We start from the raw sequence: 19728 nt of genomic DNA on the forward strand, positions 1-19728 counted from the left end.
CCAAGCTAACGGAGCGCAGATTATCAACTTTTGGTTCTTTTCTTATTTTTTATTCCCAAATTTTGAGAATTACTGGGGAAAACCCGGAAAATGAATTGGGGGGGGACGTCGGTACGCCCCCCCCCCAAAAAACCTCACCGACTCGCCGCGATGGCGAACGCAATGCCCCAGGCCTAATCCAGCTTTGTGCCTGTCGACTTGATCAGCGCCGCCCACCACTGCGTATCGTTGCGAATTTGCTCTGCGAATTGGGCAGGGCTGCCTCCAACGGGTTCCGCGCCAAGCTCCACCAGGCGCTTTTTCATTTCCGGATTCGCCAACGCCTGCGTCACCGCCTCATGCAGCCGCTCGACTACCGGCCCGGGCGTGCCGGCGGGCACCATCAAGCCCTTCCATGCGGTAACCACATAGTTGTCCAGTCCGGCTTCCTTGGCGGTGGGCACATCCGGCATGGATTCTGCCCGCGCTTCGCTAGCCACTGCCAAGGCCCGCAGCTTTCCCGACTGCACATAGGGCAACAAGGGCGGCATGTTGTCGATCATCATGGTGATGTGGCCTGCCAGCAGGTCTGTGATGGCCGGGCCGGTACCCTTGTAGGGCACATGCAGCAATTCGATTCCCCCCTGTTGATTGAGGAGCTCGCCCGCCAGATGCGCCGGCGTACCTGTACCAGGCGAGCCGAAACTCAGTTTTCCAGGATGGGACTTCGCGTAGGCAATGAATTCCTTCAGGTTTCTTGCCGGGATCGACGCGTTGATCACCATCAGGTTGTAGTCCTTGACCAATAGCGAAACGGGCGCAAGGTCCGTTGCCGGCTTGTAGGACATATTGGAGTACAGGCTGGGGTTGATGACTGTCGGCCCCGCCGAAGCCAGCAACAAGGTGTAGCCGTCCGGCGCGGCTCGCGCCACATAGTCACCGCCGATATTGCCGCTGGCCCCTGCCTTGTTTTCGACGATGACCGGCTTTCCCAGGTTCTCCGCCATTCTCTCCGCCAGCAGGCGCGCCAGGATATCCGCTGAACCGCCCGGCGAAAACGCCACCACCAGACGGATGGGTTTGGCCGGGTAGACGGCCTCGGCATGCGCAGACGGCCATGCAGCGGCAAGGCTGCACGCCAGCCCGAGCGAGCGTAAAAGTGCTTTCCACATAACGTTTCCTGTTCTTGTAAAAGGACTGTCCCACGCGCCGCCGACGACGGCATATCCCGAACGCCTTATTGCTCTTTCAGGGCGGCGGCATATGCCGCCCCAGCCTCGCTTTCGCTGTCCGTCGCAAGACTCACCGTCACTTTCAGTCCGTTCCCGTTGAACCGGAACGGCTTCTGGTAGGAAAAGCTCACGGGAGCGCCGGCATCCTGTCCGCAGTTCAGCCCCGCGGTCGTGCCGTGTGTCGGCCAGGTCTTGGGTATATCGACGCCGCCCAATTCCTTGCCATCCGCCAGCAGTACCGCTCGCCCGGCGTTCTTTCCGCTCCGCGTGAAATGAAGCTGGACGTTGGCATTGCCAGGCGGGGGCTGGTATGGACTCTCGATACGATGCGTCAGCGACTCGGAGTACACGTACTCATAGCAAAGCCGCCCGTCCTTCAGGTAAATCACGAAGCCGCCAAAATGGCTGCCCCAGGCCAACAGCACGCCGCGCGGCGGTTCGTCGCCCACGCTGAAGCGCGCTTCAATGGCATAGCTGCGATCCGTAATGTCGGGGGATTGCATCCTGTCCACCCGGGCCATATTGCTATGGAATTCATAGCGCAAGGTCTGATTCATCTTGAGCCGCTCGGCCGCCCGTTCCCAATCCCTGTCATCCAAAGGCAGCACGCCATAGCGGCCCGCCTCCTGCCACCATCGGGCCACCAGTTCTTCAAGCTTCGCCGGATACTGTTTGGCCAGATCGGAAGCCTCGGAGAAATCTTCCGACAAGTGGTAAAGCTCCCATTGGTCCAGGTCAAAGTCACGTCCCTTCGGGTGCCGTGAAACTGCCTTCCAACCTTGATGCCAGATGGCACGGTCTCCGAGCAGCTCGAAAATCTGGGAGTCTTTCTTGGTCGGCGCCCCCACATCGGCGAGCGTGTAATTCATGCTGACGCCGTGCACCGGCAATTGCGGCACGCCCTTGTATTGCTGGGGCGCCTCGATGTTCATGATTTCGTAGAGCGTGGGCGCAATGTCGATGACGTGATGATATTGATGCCTCAAGACCCCCGGATCGGCAATATGGCCCGGCCAATGGATGATCAACGGCGCGCGGACTCCGCCCCCATGCACGTTTTTCTTGTACCACTTCAACGGAGTATTGGAGACTTGCGCCCAACCGGTGGGGTAATGGTTGTAGGCCAGCTCACTGCCGATCTTGTCCAGATGCGCGATGCCGACCTGCGGCGATTCCGTCTCGTAGACCATGTGCTTGCGCAAGTTGATCGCCCCGGTCGGGCCGCCCTCAGGGCTGGCGCCGTTGTCGGACAGCAATACGATCAACGTATTGTCCAATTGGCCAATGGCTTCCAGGTGATCGACGAGCCTGCCTATCTGATCGTCGGTGTGCTCCAGGAAACCCGCATAGGTTTCTTGAAGGCGCGCCAATAGCTTGCGCTCGTCCGCCGGAAATTCCGTCCATGGACGGACCCCGGGATTGAGTGGCGCAAGCGCCGTTCCGGGCGGCACGACGCCCAGCTCCAATTGCTTCTGGTGCCTTTGGGCGCGAATGACATCCCAGCCGCCGTCATATTTGCCCTTGTGGCGGTCGATGTACTCCTGGGGTACGTGATGAGGCCAATGGCAGGCCCCGAACGCCAAGTACTGGAAGAATGGCCGTCCCCGGGCAGAACTGATGTGATCCTTGATGTCGGTAATCGCGTGGTCAACGAGATCCGTGCTCAGGTGATAGTCGTCCGTCTTCTCGAGCTGGATGGGACGGTTGTCCTGGCATAGCTCAGGATTCCATTGATCCGTCAGCGCGCCGTGAAATCCGTACCAGCGGTTAAAGCCCTTGCCTATGGGCCAGTTATCGTGCGGGCCCGCCGCGCCGTAATCGGCGATATTGGTCAAATGCCACTTCCCGACGGCGTAGCTGGAATAGCCATGCAAGCCCAGCACTTCGGGAACGGTGGCCGCATTTTTTCCGACTTGGCCCGCGTACCCTGGATAGCCGCTGGACCATTCGGCAATGATGCCCACCCCTGCCGCATGCGCGTTGCGACCCGTCAACAGGCAGGCCCGTGTCGGTGAGCACATCGAAGTCACGTGAAAGTTCGAATAGTGCGCGCCCTTCGCCGCCAGCCGGTCCATGCGCGGCGTCGCGATCTCGGACCCATAGCATCCCAGGTCGGCAAAACCCACATCGTCGAGCACGATGAATACGATATTGGGCGCATCCTTGGGCACGCGGACCTGCTCCGGCCACCAGGGCGTCGAGTCCCGATACGTGCGGCCTATTTCGCCTTTGAATCCTTCGGGTTTTTCCATTGCCATCCCTTGCCAAGTCGTCGAGTCGTCTCGATCACATTCCATTGAACGCGGCTGGAACCTTCCAGCCGCACCTGTCCCCGCGGCGCAATCTCGCGCCAGCGAGAACCGATCATCCGGTCACGAGGCCACCCCGGCGTAGGGCACCTCGGTGTTGCCGTAGCGGCGGATGCGGATGTTCGCCTGTTCGCCGTGGCCTACCATGCCTTCGATGCCGCACAGCCTGGAGCAATAGCGGCCGACCAAGGCAGAAGCCTCATCCGTCAAAACCTTCTGATAAGTGCAGGTCTTGATGAACTTTCCCACCCACAAGCCCCCGGTGTAGCGGGCAGCCCTGCCCGTGGGCAAGGTGTGATTCGTGCCTATCACCTTGTCACCGTATGCGACGTTGGTACGCGCCCCCAGGAAAAGAGCGCCGTAGTTCCGCATGTTGTTCAAGAAGTAATCGGGATCCCGCGTCATGACCTGGACGTGCTCGCTGGCGATAAGGTCGGCCTGCTCCACCATCTCCTCGTAGCTGTCGCACACAATGACCTGGCCGTAGTCGCGCCACGACACGCCTGCCGTGTTCGCAGTGGGCAAGATCTTCAGCAGGCGTTCGACTTCCTGCATGGTCTCGCGAGCCAGCGTTTCCGAGTTGGTGATCAGGATCGCGGGCGTGTTGTAGCCGTGTTCAGCCTGGCCAAGCAGATCGGTGGCGCACAGTTCGGCATCGACCGAGTCATCAGCGATGACCAGGGTTTCCGTCGGACCCGCCAGCAGGTCGATCCCGATCCGCCCGAAGAGCTGTCGTTTGGCTTCGGCCACGAACGCGTTGCCGGGGCCGATGACCATGGTGGTCGGACGAATGCTTGCCGTCCCGATGGCGAAGGCGCCGATGGCCTGCACGCCACCCAGGGTATAGATCTCGTCCGCTCCGGCCAGATGCATTGCCGCGACCACGGCCGCCGATGGCTTGCCGTTTACCACCGGCGACGAAGCGACCACGCGGGGCACGCCCGCTACCTTTGCCGTGACCACGCCCATATGCGCCGACGCAACCAGCGGAAACTTGCCCCCCGGCACATAGCAGGCCACACTTTCCACCGGAAGATTCTTATGCCCGAGGATGACCCCAGGAAGGGTCTCGACTTCGACATCGCGCATGGATTCCTTCTGCAGTTGGGCGAAGTTGCGTATCTGCGTCTGCGCAAAGCGGATGTCGTCAAGCTGACCCGCGCTCAATTGCGCCATGCATTCTTGAATCTGCGCCTCCGAAAGCTTGAATGATTCGGGCGCCCACTTGTCGAACTTGCGGGAGTACTCGAGCAATGCATCGTCGCCTCGCTTGCCGATATCGGCAAGAATGCCGCTGACCGTGCCTTGCACTTGCGCCGCGTCAGATTCCGATTGCTCTTCAGTGCGTCCTTGCTTCAAAAACCGAACCATCGCTTGCTCCCTATTGATGAAAAGTCAGATACCCAGCATTCACGATTGCGCATTGAATGCAAATCTTGCTATATTTTGCGTCACTAATTTGCATAAATTATGGTGCAACTTTTTATGCAAATGCAGTGCAAATAGTTGGTAAAAACCCTCACCAAAAGGTCCGCCATGCATGACAACGAGTCGGCGCCCCAAAAGAAAAAACTAAAGGACGTTGCGGATCGCGCGGGCGTCGCCGTGTCCACCGTCTCGCGCGCGTTGTCCGGCCACCCTGCAATCAGCGCCGCGACCCGCGATGCCGTTCAGGAGGCAGCCGCACAACTGGGATATCGCATGCCCATGCAGGGCAGAAAACTGCGCAAGGCCGCGACAAAAGTCATCGGAGTTGTGGTGGAAGCACTGCACAACCCATTCATCACGTCTTTGATCGCGCATTTGCATGATGCGTTCGACGAGGCCGGCTATCACATGATCCTCATCATCGATTCGATGAGCGAATCGAACGGCCTACAAAAGTTGCGTCCGCTAGTCGATGGCTATCTGGATGGACTCGTCCTGGCGACCGCAACGCTGGATTCTCCTATCGTCGCGGAACTGAAGCGCCGAGCCATTCCACTGGTGCTTGTCATCCGCTCAGTCGATGAGTCCAACGTCGATACCGTGGAAATCGACAACGTTCATGCCGGGGCGGAAGCGGCGCGCCATCTTTTTGAGCTGGGCCACAGGCGGATCGGGCTGGTCATGGGGCAACGCAATACTTCAACCAGTCGCGACAGATCGGAAGGCGCCTTGAGCTGGCTGGAAAACCAGGGAATTCACCGCCAGGACATCCCGCTGATTTTTGGCATGTACTCCATGGAAAGCGGCTACTCGAGCGCGATGACCCTGCTATCCGGACCGCAGCCCGTTTCCGCGATCATCGCCGGCAATGACACCATGGCGCTGGGGGTGCTTGAAGCGGCCAGACGCAAGGGAATCCCGGTGCCACAACAGCTGTCAGTCCTGGGATTCGACGATATGCCCCTGGCGGGCACGCACGTGATGTCTCTCACGACAATCCGGCAGCCAGTTGAAACGATGGCTCGCACTGCCGCGCGCAGGCTGCTTGATCGCATCAATGGACCCGTACCCGCGACAGGATCGCGCGACGTGCTGCCCATCCACCTGATCCAGCGTGAAACAACGGCGGCCTGCCTCGGCGCGCCGGTTGCTTCTCAAGGTCAAGGGAACAACGTACACACTCGGTGACCGGCCGCGCCGGACCATGCGCCGGCCCGTCCCGGGCGGTTCAGGCCAGGTGCGCGGTGGACCCGAGGATGCGCTCCGCGCAACGCGCCCAATACAGCAGCCGCGCGTCTTCCTTCACGAAACCGATCATCTGGAAGCCCAGCGGCAGACCGTTGGGGCCGCGCGCCACGGGCAAGGTGATGGACGGGTTGTGCAGCAGCGACCAGATGCGGATGAAAGCCGAGCTGCCGGTGGAGCTGGCAAGCGGCGCTTCGCCCAGCGTGGAAGGCATGACCACGGCGTCGACCTCGCGCGCGGCGTCGTAGAAGGCGCGGCGGCAGGCGTCGGCGGCGTCCAGCGCCCCGGCGTAATCGGCCGCGGACAGCCCTTCGCCCATGGTCAGGTAATCGATCAGGCCCGGATCGCACAGCGCCGCGTGGTCGCGCTTGATGGCCGCGTATTCGCGCGCCAGGTCGTAGGCCATGATCACGTCCTGCGCCTCGCCCATGGTGTCGAAGGCCGGCGGCATGGCCAGTTCAGTCACCTTCACGCCGGCGGCCGACAGCACGCGCAGATTGGCTTCGAAGCTCTCGCGCATGCAGGGCTCCGTGTCCGCCCAGTCCTTGGGACGCCACACGCCCAGGCGGAAATCGCTGCGCAGCGAAGACGCCGGATCGTAACGGGGATCGCCCGTGAAGGCGCGCATGAACAGTGCGGCGTCGTCGACCGAACGCGAGATGGGTCCGATCACGTCCAATACCCGCGAATAGCGCCGGATGGCCACATAAGGGATGGCGTCCAGCGTGGGCTTGAAGCCCACCGCCCCGCAGAATGCCGACGGCCGCAGGATGGAGCCCGCCGTCTGCGTGCCGATGGACAGCGGCGCCATGAAGTCGGCAACCGCGGCCGCCGAACCCGCCGAGGACGCGGCCGGCGTGCGGCTCAGGTCGTGCGGGTTGCGCGCCGGACCGGGCAGCATGATGGCGTGGCGCGACACGGTGTTCTTGCCCAGCAGGTTGAAGCCCAGTTCACGCGCCTGCGTCACCACGGGCGCGTCGGCCTCGGGCTGGCGGCCGGGAAAGATCTCGGGGTCGCCCAGTTCGGTAGGCATGGCCGCCGTGTCGATGGTGTCCTTGATGCCCAGCGGCACGCCGTCCAGCGCGCGCCGCCGACCGTGGCGGTCCCATTCGCGGGCGCGGGCCAGCGCGCCTTCGGCGTCCACCCGGACCCAGGCCTTGACGCCGCCGTTGCGTTCCTCGATGCGGTCCAGGCAGGCGCGCGCCCAGGCCTCGCAGGTCAGCTTGCCCTGCTCCAGCGCGGCCAGGCCCTGGGTGGCGGTAAGGGCGGCGATGGCGCCGGGCGCGGGGCGGCGGGCAACGGACGCCGGGGAAACCATGGTTTCGGAAGTAGGCAAGGAAGTAGACAAAGTACGGCTCCTGCAAAGAATCATGGAAAAGTAGACTTGCCGTCCGCGCCAACAGCCGCCGGCGGGACGGTCCAATCGGTTTCAGGCGGGGACATTGCCAGCGGACGAACGATCGCCCCCAGCGTGGCCGCCCCCCGCATGCCCTCCCCGCCCGATATACAGATCGCTCATATGCTGGTTGGCCAGCAGCGCCTGCCCCGTATCGGTCAGCACGATACGGCCGGAATCCAGGATGTAGCCGCGGTCGCTGAACGCCAGCGCCTGGCGCGCGCGCTGCTCGACCATCAGCACGCCCACGCCGATCTGCGGCAGGCGCCGCACTTCGGCGAACACCTGCTCGGTCAGCGCCGGCGACAAGGCGGCCGAGGGTTCGTCCAGCACCATCAGCCGCGGCGAAGACATCAGCGCGCGGGCAAACGCCAGTTGCTGGCGTTCGCCGCCGGACAGGTTCTCGGCATGCGTCTTGCGCCGCCCGGCCAGCGCGGGAAACAGCTCGAACATGTCGCGGATGCGCTTTTCGCGCGCCTGCACGTGCTCGACCACCTGCAGGTTCTCCAGCACGGTCAGCGCGCCGAACACATTGCGCACCTGCGGCACATAGGAGATGCCGATGCGCACGCGCTCTTCGACCGGCAGCGCGAGCAGGTCGCGGCCGTCGAAGGTCATGGTTCCGGCAATGCGCGGCAGCAGCCCCATCACCGCCTTGACCAGCGTGGACTTGCCCGCGCCATTGGTGCCGGCGATGGTGACGATTTCGCGCGGCGCCACGTGCATGTCGATGCCGGACACGATATCGACCTCGCCGTAGCCGCCGGACAGGCCTTGCATGACGAGCTGGCTCATATCACTCCCCCCATGTACGCTTCGCGCACCTGTTCATTGGCCAGGACGCTGTCTGGCGTCCCTTCGGCGATGACGCGGCCGCGGTCCATGACGTACATGCGCGGCACGATGCGCGACAGCTCTTCCAGGTTGTGCTCGATGATGGCGACGGTCAGGCCGCGCTGGTTCAGTTCCACGATGCGCGCCGACAGTTCTTCGATCAGCACCGGGTTGACGCCCGCGAACGGTTCGTCCAGCAGGATGCAGCGCGGCTCCAGCATCAGCAGCCGCCCCAGTTCCAGCAGCTTCTTCTGGCCGCCCGACAGCTTCCCGGCCGGCTCGTCCGCCACGCGGGTCAGGTTCAGGAAGGCCAGCAGTTCATGCACGCGCTCCGCGTTGCGAGCCTCTTCGCGCGCCACCTCGCGGCGGGCGAACACCAGCGCCGCCAGCTTTTCGCCGCGCTGGTCCGGCGCGGCGGCCATCATGTTGTCGAAGACCGTCAGCTGGCTGAACTCGCGCGGCACCTGGAAGGTGCGGGCCAGTCCGCGGCGCACGCGCTGGTGCACGGCCACGCCGGTGATGTCCTCGTCGGCGAAGCGCACCGACCCGGAACTGGGCGGGATGTAGCCCGTGATCACCGAAAACAGCGTGCTCTTGCCCGCGCCGTTGGTGCCGATTACCCCGACCATTTCGCCCTTGCGCACTTCCAGCGACACGTCATCCAGCGCCTTGAAACCGCCGAAGCCGGCGCTCAGCCCTTTGATGGAAAGCAACGTCATGCCTTATCTCCTGCGCGTGGTCGAGGTGTTGCCGAAAATGCCCTGGGGCCGGTACAGCACCACGCAGATGAGCGCCAGGCCGATGACGCCGATGCGCACGCTGGCCATCTGTACCTCCGAGATGCCGCCGACGAAGTCGCGCACGAAGCGCGAGCCTTCCAGGAAGCCGACCAGCAGCACCGTGCCGGCCACCACGCCGCTCAAGCGCCCCACCCCGCCCAGGATGATGGCGATCCAGATGTAGAACGTGATCAACGGCACGAACTGTTCAGGGCTGATGAAGGTCAGGTAGTGCGCCTGGAACGCGCCCGCCAGGCCGGCCAGCCCCGCGCCCAGCATCAGCGAACGGGTCTTGAAGCGGGCCGGGTCCTTGCCCAGCGCCCGCACCGCCACCTCGTTGTCGCGCACCGCTTCGATCACGCGCCCGAACGGGCTGCGTATCACCAGATGGATCAGCAGCAGCGCCCCGGCGTTGACCGCCACCAGCAGCAGCATGATCCACAGGTCCACGGTCTGCGGCGAGGCCCAGCCCGCGAACAACCGCGGGATGCCCGGCAGGCCGTGCATGCCGCGCGTCAGCCATTCCTCGGTCTGCAGCATCATGCGCACCGACTCCGAGAAGCCCAGGGTCACGATGGCCAGGTAGTCGCTGCCCAACCGCAAGGCGATCATGCCCAGCGGCCAGGCCGCCAAGGCGGCGACTGCGGCGGCCGCCACCATGGATATCGGTATCGGCACGCCCTTGAGCGACAGCAGCGCCGAGGTGTAGGCGCCGATGGCGAAGAAGCCGACGTGGCCGAAGTTGATCAGTCCGGTGAACCCGTAGTGCAGCGACAGGCCAAAGGCCAGCAGCATGTAGATCAGGATCCCGATGGCGATAGCAATCAGATAGGCTTCCATGACTCACCTCGCCGCCATCGGACGGCCGAAGATACCCTGGGGACGCAGCAGCAGCACGCACAGCAGCACCGCGAAGGCGAATACGATCTTGTAGGCCGGCCCGACCACCAGGCTGGCGACTTCCTGTGCAATGCTGAACACCATGATCCCGACGATGGCACCCACCGGATTGCCGATGCCGCCCAGGATCACGGCCGCGAACATGGGCATCAGCAGTTCCCAGCCCAGTTCGGGGATCACCACCGCCTTGATGCCCAGCAGCACGCCGCCCAGCCCGCAGTAGGCGCCGGCGATGCTCCACAGCGTGATCATCACGCGCCGTCCGCGTATGCCGCTGGCCGCGGCCAGCTCGGGGTTGTCCGCCACCGCCCGCATGCGCCGCCCGGTGGGCGTCATGTGCATCAGGGCGAACACCAACGCCAGCGCCGCCACCGCCGTGCCGACGATATACAGGTCGGTGGGCAGGATGCGCACGCCGCCGAAATTCCAGGCGCGCGTCAATGGCATGTCGAAGGTGTACTGGTCCTGCCCGGCGAAGAACGTGATCGTGCTGCGCAGCGCGAAGGCCACGCCGATGGAGGCGATCAGGCGCGACACGTTGGAGCGCGACTCCAGCGGCCGGAACACCCAGGCATAGAAAAACAGGCTGACCAGCGTGGTGCCGGCGACGGCCGCCAGGCCGCCCGCCAGCATCGAGCCGCCGGCAAGCGCCTGCGTGAAGACGGCGGCATAGGCGCCCAACGTCATGTAGTCGCCGCTGGCGGCGTTGGGAAAGCGGGCGATGCCGAACACCAGCGTAATCGCCAGTGCCGGCAAGGCCAGCAGCATCCCGATCACAACGCCGTTGATCGCGGCGTTGATGACGGTGATTGCATCCATACTTGTGTTCCCCTAGTGTTTTTATCGTCAGACCTGGCCGGCGATGACTTCATTCAGCACCAGCTTGCCGTCGCGGATGTCGAAGACGCCAAAGTCCGGCACGGTCTCGCCCTGCTTGCCGAAATCCAGGCGCGAGGACGCGCCGTCGTAATCCACCGGCTTGCCGGCGCGCAGCAGCGCCTGGCCTTGCGCGAAGCCGCTGACCTTTTCGCCGCCGCCCTGCGCGGTCACGGCGCGGATCTTGCCGTTGATGGCCGCCACGTCCGCAGTCGCCCCAGCCGCCTCGATGGCCAGCGCCAGCGTGATCACCATGTCATAGGACTGCGAAGCGAAGATGTCCGGCTCGCGCTTGGTGCGCTTGCGGAATTCGGCGGCGAAGGTCTTGTAGGCCTGGTGCTCATGGGCGGCCACGTTGGAAATCGAGATGATGCCCTCGGTGGCTTCCTTGCCCAGCGCCTTCACCAGGTCTTCGTTGGCGGTCCAGCCCGGCATGATGAACTTGCAGTCCTGCCCGGTCTGGAACCATTCCTTGAGGATGATGGTGGCGTCGGGCCGGTAGGCGCTCAGCGAAATCACGTCGGGCTTGGAGGCCAGCACCTTGGTCAGTTCGGTGCGGTAGGTGGTCTGGTTGGGCTCGTAGATGGTGAAGGCGCTGACCTTGCCGCCCTTCTCCTGCCAGGCATCGCGAAAGTAGTTGGCCTGCCCCACAAAAGTGGAGTTATTGAAGGCCATGACCGCCGGCCGCTTGAAGCCGCGCTGGCGCGCCACTTCGGCGAAGGCGCGGCCGAACACCGCGTTGGACGCCTGGAACATCCAGGCCAGCCCCTGCTTGTTCTCGGTCAACATTTCCGGCGCGCCGCAGGTGTTCATGGTGATGAGCCCCGCCGCATTGGTGATGGGCATGGCGGCCAGGCCCACCGAGGACGGCCAGATGCCGATCACCGCCTCGACCTTGTTGATCTCGATCAGCTTCTTCACGGCCAGCACGGCGGCGTCGGGCTTGGTCTGGTCGTCTTCGGCGTAGAGCTGGATCTTGCGGCCGGCCGCGCCGCCAGCGGCATTGACCTCATCGATGGCGATCTTGATGGCTTCCAGCATGGCCGGCCCGTAGGGGCCGCCGACGCCGGTGATGGAATTGAGCGCCCCCAACCGAAACGGCTGGGTCGATTGCGCCCGGACCAGGGAGGGAACGGCGCCGCAAGCGGCCAGCGCGGCGCTGGCCGCGATGAAGCCGCGGCGGGAGAGATGGATGGGCTGTGTCATGAAGGTTCCTTGCGGCGTGAACATCTTTGTTCAACTTCGAATAGCCGCCGGCGTGCGTGACGCCGGCGTCCCCTTGTAGCTTGGATGCGACTTCGATACTGCCTGCTGCGGTTTTCCTGTTACGCGATCACTCCTCGGGCGCGCATGCCGGCAATGCGGTCGTCCGCCACGCCGAAACGGCGCAGCACCTCGTCGGTATGCTGGCCCATCAGCGGCGCCGCCGTGCGCAAGGCGCCCGGCGTCTTGGAAAACTTGGTCGGGATGCCCAGGGTCTTCATCCTGCCCAACGCGGGGTGGTCCAGTTCCTGCACCATGCCGCGCGCCAGGTAGTGCGGGTCCTGCATGGCCTGGCCGAAATCGTTGATCGGGCCGCAGGGCACCGAGGCCTTTTCGCAGCGCTCGATCCATTCGGCCGCGTCGGCGCGCGCGAATTCCGCTTCCAGCAGCGGTTCCAGTTCTGCAATGTTGGCCAGCCGGTCCGAATTGGTGATGAAGCGCGGATCGGTGATGAGTTCGGGGCGCTCCAGCACGTCGGCGCACAGGCGCTCCCAGGTGCGCTGGTTGGCGGCGCCTATCATGATGAAGCCCTGGCGCGTGCCGAAGGCCTGGTACGGCGCCGACACGCGGTGGCGGCTGCCGGTGCCTTCGGGCACGGTGCCGTCGGCGAAGTAGGCGGCGGCCTCCCAGACGAACCAGGGCAGTCCGCATTCGGCCAGCGCGATGTCGATGTGCTGGCCCTCGCCCGTCTTCATCTGGTGGATGCAGGCGGCCAGGATGGCGTAGACCGCGGTCAGTCCCGCCCCCACGTCATAGATGGCGATGCCCGACTTCAAGGGCCGCCCGCCAGGCTCGCCGGTCATGCTCATGATGCCGCTCATGCCCTGGGCCACCAGGTCGAAGCCGCCCTTGCCCGCCGAGGGGCCGGTATGGCCGTAACCCGAGATCGAGCAATACACCAGGCGCGGATTGATGCGCGACAGCGTTTCGTAGTCCACGCCCAGCGACTTGGTCACGCCCACGCGGTAGTTCTCCACCACCACGTCGGCCCAGCGGGCCAGTTCGTACAGCACCTCGCGGGCCTCGGGGTCCTTCAGGTTCAGCGCCACGCCCTGCTTGTTGCGGTTGATCTGCGCGAAACAGGTGGACTCGCCGTTCACATAGGGGCCCATTTCGCGGGAGTCGTCGCCGGCGCCGGTCTTTTCGACCTTGATGACCTCGGCGCCCAGGTCGGCCAGCACCATGGTGCAGTACGGGCCGGCCATGATCTGCGAAAGGTCCAGGATCTTGATGCCTGCCAGGGGGGATGCAGCTTGCGTCATATGCGGTCCGTTTCGGGTCGGTGGCCGGCTCAGCGGCCGATGAATTCGGGGATGCGCTTGGCGGCGAAGGCTTCGCGGCCGCGCCGGTAGTCCTCGGTGCCGAAGCAGGCGTAGGCTTCGTTGCGCTCGTCCTGGGTCAGCGCGCGTCCTTCGCGCAGCTGGCCGACGAAGCGCTTGTGCCAGCGGTTGACCAGTGGCGCGGCCGCGGCGATACGGCGGGCCGTGGCGTAGGCCTGCTCGGCCACGCGCTCGTCGTCCACCACGCGGCTCAAGAGGCCTTTGGCCATGGCCTCGTCGGCGCCGAAGATATTCCCTTCCAGCAGGATTTCCAGCACGCGCGCGGCGCCGACCACGCGGATCAGGTCAGCCAGTTCCTGGTGGTCCACGGTCAGCCCGATGCGGTTCACCGGAATGCCGTAGCGGCTGTTGCGCCCGCCGATGCGGATGTCGCACAAGGCGGCCAGCTCCAGCCCGCCGCCCACGCACACGCCTTCGATGCAGGCCACCGTGGGATGGCGCAGATGCTTGAGCGTGTCGGTCATGGACAAGGTGAAAAGCGCGTACTCGGCCGCCTGCGCCGCGCCGTCGCGGTCTTCCTCGAAACCGCCGATGTCGCTGCCGGCGCAGAAGGCGCCGCCTGCGCCGCGCAGCACCACGCAGCGCACCGCGTCGTCGGCGTCGAGTTCGCGCATGACCCGGCCGAACTCCCGATACATGTCCAGCGTGAACGCATTGCGCTTTTCCGGGCGGTTCATCAGCACGGTGGCCACGCCGTCGGCGTCGCGGCTCAGGTCTATGCTCATGCCGCTTCCTCCAGGCGCAGTTCGGTGCCTTGCAGCACCACCCGGCCATCCAGTTCCAGCGTCGCGTCGGTGACGATGGTGTCGTAGTGGGCGGCCGCCTTGACGGTACCGCCGATGTAGGCGCTGGTGCCCAGCGCCAGCTGGATCGAGCCGTAGACGGATTCGTCGGACAGCATGGTGCCGTCCAGCTGGCAGCGCGGATTCATGCCCACGCCCAGCTCGCCCAGGTTGTAGACCAGGGGGTCGTTGAAGCTGGCCAGCAGGTCGCGGAACTGCCGCGCCACCGCCCCGCCCTCGATCGCCACCGCCATGCCCTTCTCCATATGGATGCGCACCGGCTCGTCGCGGATCAGCGAGACGCCGGGGATGCTGGCGTTGACCACGATCACGCCTTCGGCCGTGCCTTCCACCGGCGCCAGGCTGGACTCCAGGCAATAACCCGCCGAAATATCGGTGGTGTTGGCGAAGCCGTGCAGGGCGCGGCCCTGGCGGCCGGCGATGCTCATGGTCACGTCGGTGCCCAGCGCGCTGGTGACGCGGGCGGTGTCGGCGCGGGTCAGCGCGTCGGCCAGGCCCTGGATCTGCGGACGCAGCGCGTCGAAGTCGCAATCCCAGCCTTCGGCCAGGAAGAAATCGGGCAGATGGGATTCGGGCAGCACGATCACGCCGACCCCGGCGCGCGTGGCCTGCTGGCGCGCGTCGGTGTGGGCGGCATTGGCCCGCGTCAGGGCAATGACCAGGTCGGCCGCCTGCATGGCCTGCGCCACCACCGGCGACAACTGCCGCCCGTGGCGCGCGGAGCCTGCGATCTGCAGCAGGTGCAGGCCGGCGCCCGCTTCGTCCACCGCAATGGCCAGGGGCTCGACGTTGTGATGGGTGTGCAGGTCGTACAGCACCAGCACTTCCATGCCCGGTTTCGCCGCGCCCAGCTGGCTGACCACCTTGCGCGCGTTCTTCAGTTTCAACAGCGTATGCATGGCGCGCTCCTCAAGCGGTTTGCGACGCGCGGGCGTCGGCGATGCGCTGGGCGTCCGCCACCGCGCGCCCGAGGATGTCCAGGCCGCGGGCCAGTTCCTCGTCGGTAATGGACAGGGGCGCCAGGAAGCGGATCACGTTGCCGTAAAAGCCCGCCTTCACCAGTACCAGTCCGCCTTGGTAGGCCGCCTGCACGATGTGCGCCGCCAGATCGCCGGCGGGACTGTCGTCGCCGTTGCCGCGCACGACTTCGAACGCCACCATCGCGCCCAAGCCGCGCACGTCGCCGACGATGCCGTACTGTCCGGCCCAGGCCGCAAAACGTTCGCGCACTCTGGCGCCCAGATCCCGGGCGCGCGCAGCGTAGTCCTCGCGCCGCATGACCGCGATGGTCGCGAGCGCCGCGGCGCAAGCCAGCGGGTTGCCGCCATAGGTGCCGCCCAGGCCGCCCACGGCCGGCGCGTCCATCAGGTCGGCGCGCCCCACCAGTGCCGCTATCGGCAAGCCGCCGCCCATGGACTTGGCCAGGGTGTAGAGATCGGCCTCGATGCCGGCATGCTGGGTGGCGAACCACTCCCCGGTGCGGCAGAAGCCCGATTGGATCTCGTCGGCGATCAGCACGATGCCGTGTTGGGTGCAGTAGGCGCGCAGCGCCTGCAGGAAGGCGGGCGACGCGGCATGGAAGCCGCCCTCGCCCTGCACCGGCTCGATGATCACCGCGGCGACCTGCTCGGCGTTGATCTCGGTTTCCACCAGGCGACGGAATTCGTTGAAGGCCGCTTCGGAACATTCGGCTTCGGTAAGCCCGGAGCGGTAGCGCACCGGAAACGGCGCGCGGTAGACCTCGGAGGCGAAGGGGCCGAAGCCGCTCTTGTACGCGGGCGCCTTGGCGGTCAGCGACAGCGCCATGTAGGTACGGCCGTGGAAGGCGTTTTCGAACGCCACCACCGCCTGCCTGCCGGTGGCGCGGCGCGCCACCTTGATGGCGTTTTCCACGGCCTCGGCGCCGGTGGTCTGCAGCATGGCCTTCTTGGGCCAGGATCCGGGCACCAGATCGACCAGCGCTTCGGCCAGTTCGATGTATTCCGGATACATGACGATGTTGAAGCAGGTGTGCAAATAGCGCGCGGCCTGGGCCTGGACGGCGGCCACCACCTCGGGATGCGCATGGCCGACATTCAAGGTCCCGATGCCGCCGGCGAAATCGATGTAGGTGTGCCCGTCCAGGTCGGTCAGCGTGGCGCCGCTGGCGCCGGCCGCGAATACCGGGGGGCCATTGGCCACGCCCAGGGCGACCGCGGCGTTGCGCCGGGCCAGGTATGCCTGGCACTGCGGGCCTGGAAGTTGAGGGGACTGCGCGGCGTCTTTCATTGCCCTGGGCTCCTTGGATGCGTGGGTACGGCGACGAAGTGCAGTCACTATATTCTTGTGCGTTTTATTGTGTCAATGATGATTTACAACTACGCATTCTAAATTGTGCACAATCTTGAGTTCAAAAAAGATGATATGCTTTCGACCACTCAACCCAGGTGCCTACATGCCCAACAAACGCGCGACTGCCTCACCCGACGCCGCCGCCAAGGAAACACGCAAGGCAGCGTCCACCCACGAAGTCATACTGGATATGCGGGAACGCATTGCGTCGCAGGCCTTGCTGCCCGGCACCCGCGTGCCGGAGGAAGACCTGGCGCAGGCCTACGACATCCCGCGCGCCAAGGCGCGCGAAGTGCTGGCGACGCTGGAAGACCGCGCGCTGGTGGAACGGGTGCCCAACAAGGGCGCCGTCGTGGCCCTGGTCGACATGGAAACGACCTATCGGCTTTATCAGGTGCGCGAGGCGCTGGACGGCCTGGCCGTCCGCCTGGCCATCGCCAATGCCACGCCCGCCGATTGGGAAGCAATGCAGGCCCTGCTGGGAGAGCCCTTCGAGCACAGCCTGAAGAGCGGCGACATCGAGGCCCACGTGGCCACGATCGAGCAATTCCGCAATCACATCAAGGAATTGGCGCGCAATCCGGTACTCAGCGACATGATCGAGCGCATCTACGACCGCACCCGCGTGTCGATGCGCCGCGTGGCCCTGTTGCCGGGCCGCTCAGAGATGGGGATCAAGCAGTACCGCGCCCTGCTGGACGCAATGGTCCGCGGCGACGCCGACGAGGCCGAGCGCTGCGTGCGGGAATTGAACGGCAGCGCCCGCGACTACATCGAGCGCTACAAGAACTACGTGATCTGAAGCGGGAAAGGCCGGCCCCTTGCGGGCCGGCCTGCGGCGGACCCGCGCCTCAGGGCGCGGCAGGCTCGTCGTAGTTGTTCAGCTTCACGCCGGACACGCCCTGGACGCCGGAAGACGTTGCCGGGGCTTTCTTTTCGGCGGCCGCAGCCGGCGCCGCGGCCTGCTCCGGACTGGCCGGCGCGCCAACTGCGGCGCCAGCGTCCGTGCCTGCTGCGGCAGCCGCCTCGGCGCCTTCCTCGGCCGGTCGCGACGCGCGCAGCTTGCGACGGGATTCCTGCTGCTGCGCGATCAGCTGGTCCAGTTCCGCCGCCACCGCCGTGGACTTGCCCGTCCTGGCCCAATCGGCCGGGGTCTGGCCCTTGGTATCGCGCGAGCCCACGTCGGCACCGGCCTTCAGCAGCAGGTCGACCATGGGTTTGCGGCCGGAAAGCGCGGCCATCATCAGCGGCGTCTCGCCATTGGGCGCGGGCGCGTTGACCATGGCCTTGTGCGCCAGCAGCAGGCGCGCCATTTCCAGCTGGCCCTTCGACGCCGCGTAATGCAACGGCGTCCAGCCCAGGCGATTGACCTGGGCGCCGCGGGCGATCAGCTTCTTGGCGCGCTCGGTCTGGCCGGCGATGGCCAGATACATCAGCGGCGTCTCGCCCGCCGGGTTCTCGGCGTTCACGTCGGTGCGCTTGTCGGCGGCTAGCACGTCGAACACCTTCCAGGCACCATCGACCACCGCGCGCATCAGCGCCGGCTGGCCGTTCTTGTAGCGCACGTTAGGATCCTCGCCGCGCGCCAGCAGCTCCTTGATGTCGTCCGGATAGTCATTGGCCACATAGACCCACCAGTCGCCGGGATTGGCGGCCTGCGCCGCGGTCGGGGCAGCCAGCCCCACGGCCAGCGCCAGCAGCGCTCCACGGCAACACGACAGGACGAGCTTCTGGGCGGACGCGATGCGGATGGCCATAGGATTCCTATAAATTACTTTAAATAATCTGGATTAGATTATTTCTTTATCTTATTGAAAAGACGGAAGAAATTATCCGTTGAAGCCTTCGCCACCTCGGCCACGGGTATGCCCCTGAGATCCGCGATCTTCTCGGCCACATGGATCACCTTGGACGGGTCGTTCAGCTTGCCGCGGTACGGCACCGGCGCCAGATACGGCGAGTCGGTCTCGATCAGCAGCCGGTCCAGCGGCACCTTGGCGGCCACTTCATGCACCACCTGCGCATTCTTGAAGGTGACGATGCCGGACAGGGAAATATAGAAGTTCTGGTCCAGCGCGGCCTGTGCCACTTCCCAGCTTTCGGTAAAGCAATGCATCACGCCGCCGACCTCGGCCGCCCGCTCTTCCCGCAGCATGCGCACGGTGTCCTCGGCGGACGAGCGCGTGTGCACGATCAAGGGCAGGCCCGTGTCGCGGGCGGCGCGGATATGGCGGCGGAAGCGCTCGCGCTGCCAGTCCAGCGGTTCCGACAGGCGGTAGTAGTCCAGCCCGGTCTCGCCGATGGCCACCACCTTGGGATGCGCCGACAGGCGCGCCAGCTCTTCGGGGCTAGGGTCCGGGGTGTCTTCGTAATCGGGGTGCACGCCGACCGAGGCCCACAGATTGGCCTGCGGCTCGACCAGCGACATCAGGCCGGGCCATTCCGGCATGTTGACGCTGACGACCAGCGCATGCGTGACCTGGTTGGCGGTCATCCGGTCAAGAATGGCCGGCAGATCGGCGACCAGTTCCGGAAAGTTCAAATGGCAATGGGAATCGACGTACATGATGAGTCTGGATACAAGTGCCGCGGCGCTGCGTCCTTTGCCGGACCAGCGCCGCCGGATCAAAGGCTTACGCCAGGCAGGATAGCACCACGCGCTGCAAGGTCGCGTGGGCGAAGAGCTTGGCGTTCAGGGGATGGGTGGCCAGCGCGCGCTGGCGCGTCAGCCAGCGCGCGGCCTCGGCCACCTTGGCCGGGTTCATGCGCGCGGCAACCTGCGCGACCGCGCTGCCCAGCGCCGGGAAATAGCGCGCGGGCGCCCCTGCGCTGGCCAGCATCAGGTCGGTGTAGAGGCGCTGCAAGGCGTCGATCCATTCGCTGGCCGCCACCTTTTCCAGGGCCTCGGCCAGCGTGCCCACGTCGGGCGACTGGCCCTGGGCCAGCGGCCCGACCAGCTGGGTCAGCCAGGGCGGACAAGCGGCTTCGCCCGACTGCGCCAACCGCAGCGCCG

17 protein-coding genes and 1 pseudogene are annotated in these 19728 nt (G+C 65.2%); 2 read left to right on the plus strand and 16 right to left on the minus strand.

Annotated elements, in window-relative coordinates:
* Positions 1 to 173: 173 nt before the first annotated feature.
* From WBB14_RS27205 to hisD, 3 genes are all read right to left on the minus strand, one after another.
* The gene (locus tag WBB14_RS27205; protein WP_424242516.1) at positions 174 to 1151 is read right to left on the minus strand and encodes a Bug family tripartite tricarboxylate transporter substrate binding protein; all 978 of its coding nucleotides are present in this window, start codon (positions 1149 to 1151) and stop codon (positions 174 to 176) included.
* A gap of 65 nt (positions 1152 to 1216) precedes the next feature.
* Complete coding sequence (locus WBB14_RS27210) at positions 1217 to 3463, minus strand: arylsulfatase (RefSeq protein ID WP_424242517.1); 2247 nt, start codon at positions 3461 to 3463, stop codon at positions 1217 to 1219.
* 120 nt (positions 3464 to 3583) lie between these two features.
* On the minus strand, positions 3584 to 4891 hold the full coding sequence (gene hisD / locus WBB14_RS27215; RefSeq protein ID WP_424242518.1) for a histidinol dehydrogenase: 1308 nt from the start codon (positions 4889 to 4891) through the stop codon (positions 3584 to 3586).
* 165 nt (positions 4892 to 5056) lie between these two features.
* On the opposite strand from hisD, the gene WBB14_RS27220 reads away from it, so the two are divergent.
* The gene (locus WBB14_RS27220; protein ID WP_424242519.1) at positions 5057 to 6136 is read left to right on the plus strand and encodes a LacI family DNA-binding transcriptional regulator; all 1080 of its coding nucleotides are present in this window, start codon (positions 5057 to 5059) and stop codon (positions 6134 to 6136) included.
* A gap of 40 nt (positions 6137 to 6176) precedes the next feature.
* On the opposite strand, the gene WBB14_RS27225 is transcribed toward WBB14_RS27220, so the two are convergent.
* The 10 genes from WBB14_RS27225 to gabT form a co-directional block, all read right to left on the minus strand.
* The gene (locus tag WBB14_RS27225; RefSeq protein ID WP_424242520.1) at positions 6177 to 7541 is read right to left on the minus strand and encodes an amidase; all 1365 of its coding nucleotides are present in this window, start codon (positions 7539 to 7541) and stop codon (positions 6177 to 6179) included.
* Positions 7542 to 7622: 81 nt separating this feature from the next.
* Entirely contained in the window at positions 7623 to 8384 is a 762-nt protein-coding gene (locus tag WBB14_RS27230; protein ID WP_207467540.1) for an ABC transporter ATP-binding protein, read from the minus strand.
* A complete protein-coding gene (locus WBB14_RS27235) occupies positions 8381 to 9142 on the minus strand; it encodes an ABC transporter ATP-binding protein (protein WP_424242521.1) in 762 nt (253 codons plus the stop codon). Before WBB14_RS27235 ends, WBB14_RS27230 begins: the two co-directional genes overlap by 4 nt.
* Before the next feature lie 3 nt (positions 9143 to 9145).
* Entirely contained in the window at positions 9146 to 10042 is an 897-nt protein-coding gene (locus tag WBB14_RS27240; RefSeq protein WP_424242522.1) for a branched-chain amino acid ABC transporter permease, read from the minus strand.
* A 3-nt stretch (positions 10043 to 10045) separates the two neighbouring features.
* On the minus strand, positions 10046 to 10921 hold the full coding sequence (locus WBB14_RS27245) for a branched-chain amino acid ABC transporter permease (protein WP_424242523.1): 876 nt from the start codon (positions 10919 to 10921) through the stop codon (positions 10046 to 10048).
* A gap of 27 nt (positions 10922 to 10948) precedes the next feature.
* Positions 10949 to 12184: an ABC transporter substrate-binding protein gene (locus WBB14_RS27250; protein ID WP_424242524.1), complete on the minus strand. Its 1236-nt coding sequence runs from the start codon at positions 12182 to 12184 to the stop codon at positions 10949 to 10951.
* 119 nt (positions 12185 to 12303) lie between these two features.
* On the minus strand, positions 12304 to 13503 hold the full coding sequence (locus WBB14_RS27255; RefSeq protein WP_424242525.1) for a CaiB/BaiF CoA transferase family protein: 1200 nt from the start codon (positions 13501 to 13503) through the stop codon (positions 12304 to 12306).
* A gap of 29 nt (positions 13504 to 13532) precedes the next feature.
* On the minus strand, positions 13533 to 14306 hold the full coding sequence (locus WBB14_RS27260) for an enoyl-CoA hydratase/isomerase family protein (RefSeq protein ID WP_424242526.1): 774 nt from the start codon (positions 14304 to 14306) through the stop codon (positions 13533 to 13535).
* Positions 14303 to 15283 (minus strand): aminopeptidase, encoded by a 981-nt coding sequence (locus WBB14_RS27265; protein WP_424242527.1) that lies wholly within the window; start codon positions 15281 to 15283, stop codon positions 14303 to 14305. The genes WBB14_RS27260 and WBB14_RS27265 overlap by 4 nt, the downstream gene beginning before the upstream one ends.
* 10 nt (positions 15284 to 15293) lie before the next feature.
* A complete protein-coding gene (gabT, locus tag WBB14_RS27270; protein WP_424242528.1) occupies positions 15294 to 16652 on the minus strand; it encodes a 4-aminobutyrate--2-oxoglutarate transaminase in 1359 nt (452 codons plus the stop codon).
* Positions 16653 to 16818: 166 nt separating this feature from the next.
* On the opposite strand from gabT, the gene WBB14_RS27275 reads away from it, so the two are divergent.
* Entirely contained in the window at positions 16819 to 17517 is a 699-nt protein-coding gene (locus tag WBB14_RS27275) for a GntR family transcriptional regulator (RefSeq protein WP_424242529.1), read from the plus strand.
* 49 nt (positions 17518 to 17566) lie between these two features.
* On the opposite strand, the gene WBB14_RS27280 is transcribed toward WBB14_RS27275, so the two are convergent.
* The 3 genes and pseudogenes from WBB14_RS27280 to WBB14_RS27290 all read right to left on the minus strand — a co-directional run.
* Positions 17567 to 18472 (minus strand): ankyrin repeat domain-containing protein, encoded by a 906-nt coding sequence (locus WBB14_RS27280; protein ID WP_424242530.1) that lies wholly within the window; start codon positions 18470 to 18472, stop codon positions 17567 to 17569.
* A gap of 38 nt (positions 18473 to 18510) precedes the next feature.
* On the minus strand, positions 18511 to 19281 hold the full coding sequence (locus WBB14_RS27285; RefSeq protein WP_424242531.1) for a TatD family hydrolase: 771 nt from the start codon (positions 19279 to 19281) through the stop codon (positions 18511 to 18513).
* Between the two features lie 67 nt (positions 19282 to 19348).
* Positions 19349 to 19728 (minus strand): annotated as a pseudogene (locus WBB14_RS27290) (DNA polymerase III subunit delta'); the annotation flags it as partial.

This window comes from Achromobacter sp. (assembly GCF_049647645.1).
GTDB lineage: Bacteria > Pseudomonadota > Gammaproteobacteria > Burkholderiales > Burkholderiaceae_B > Achromobacter.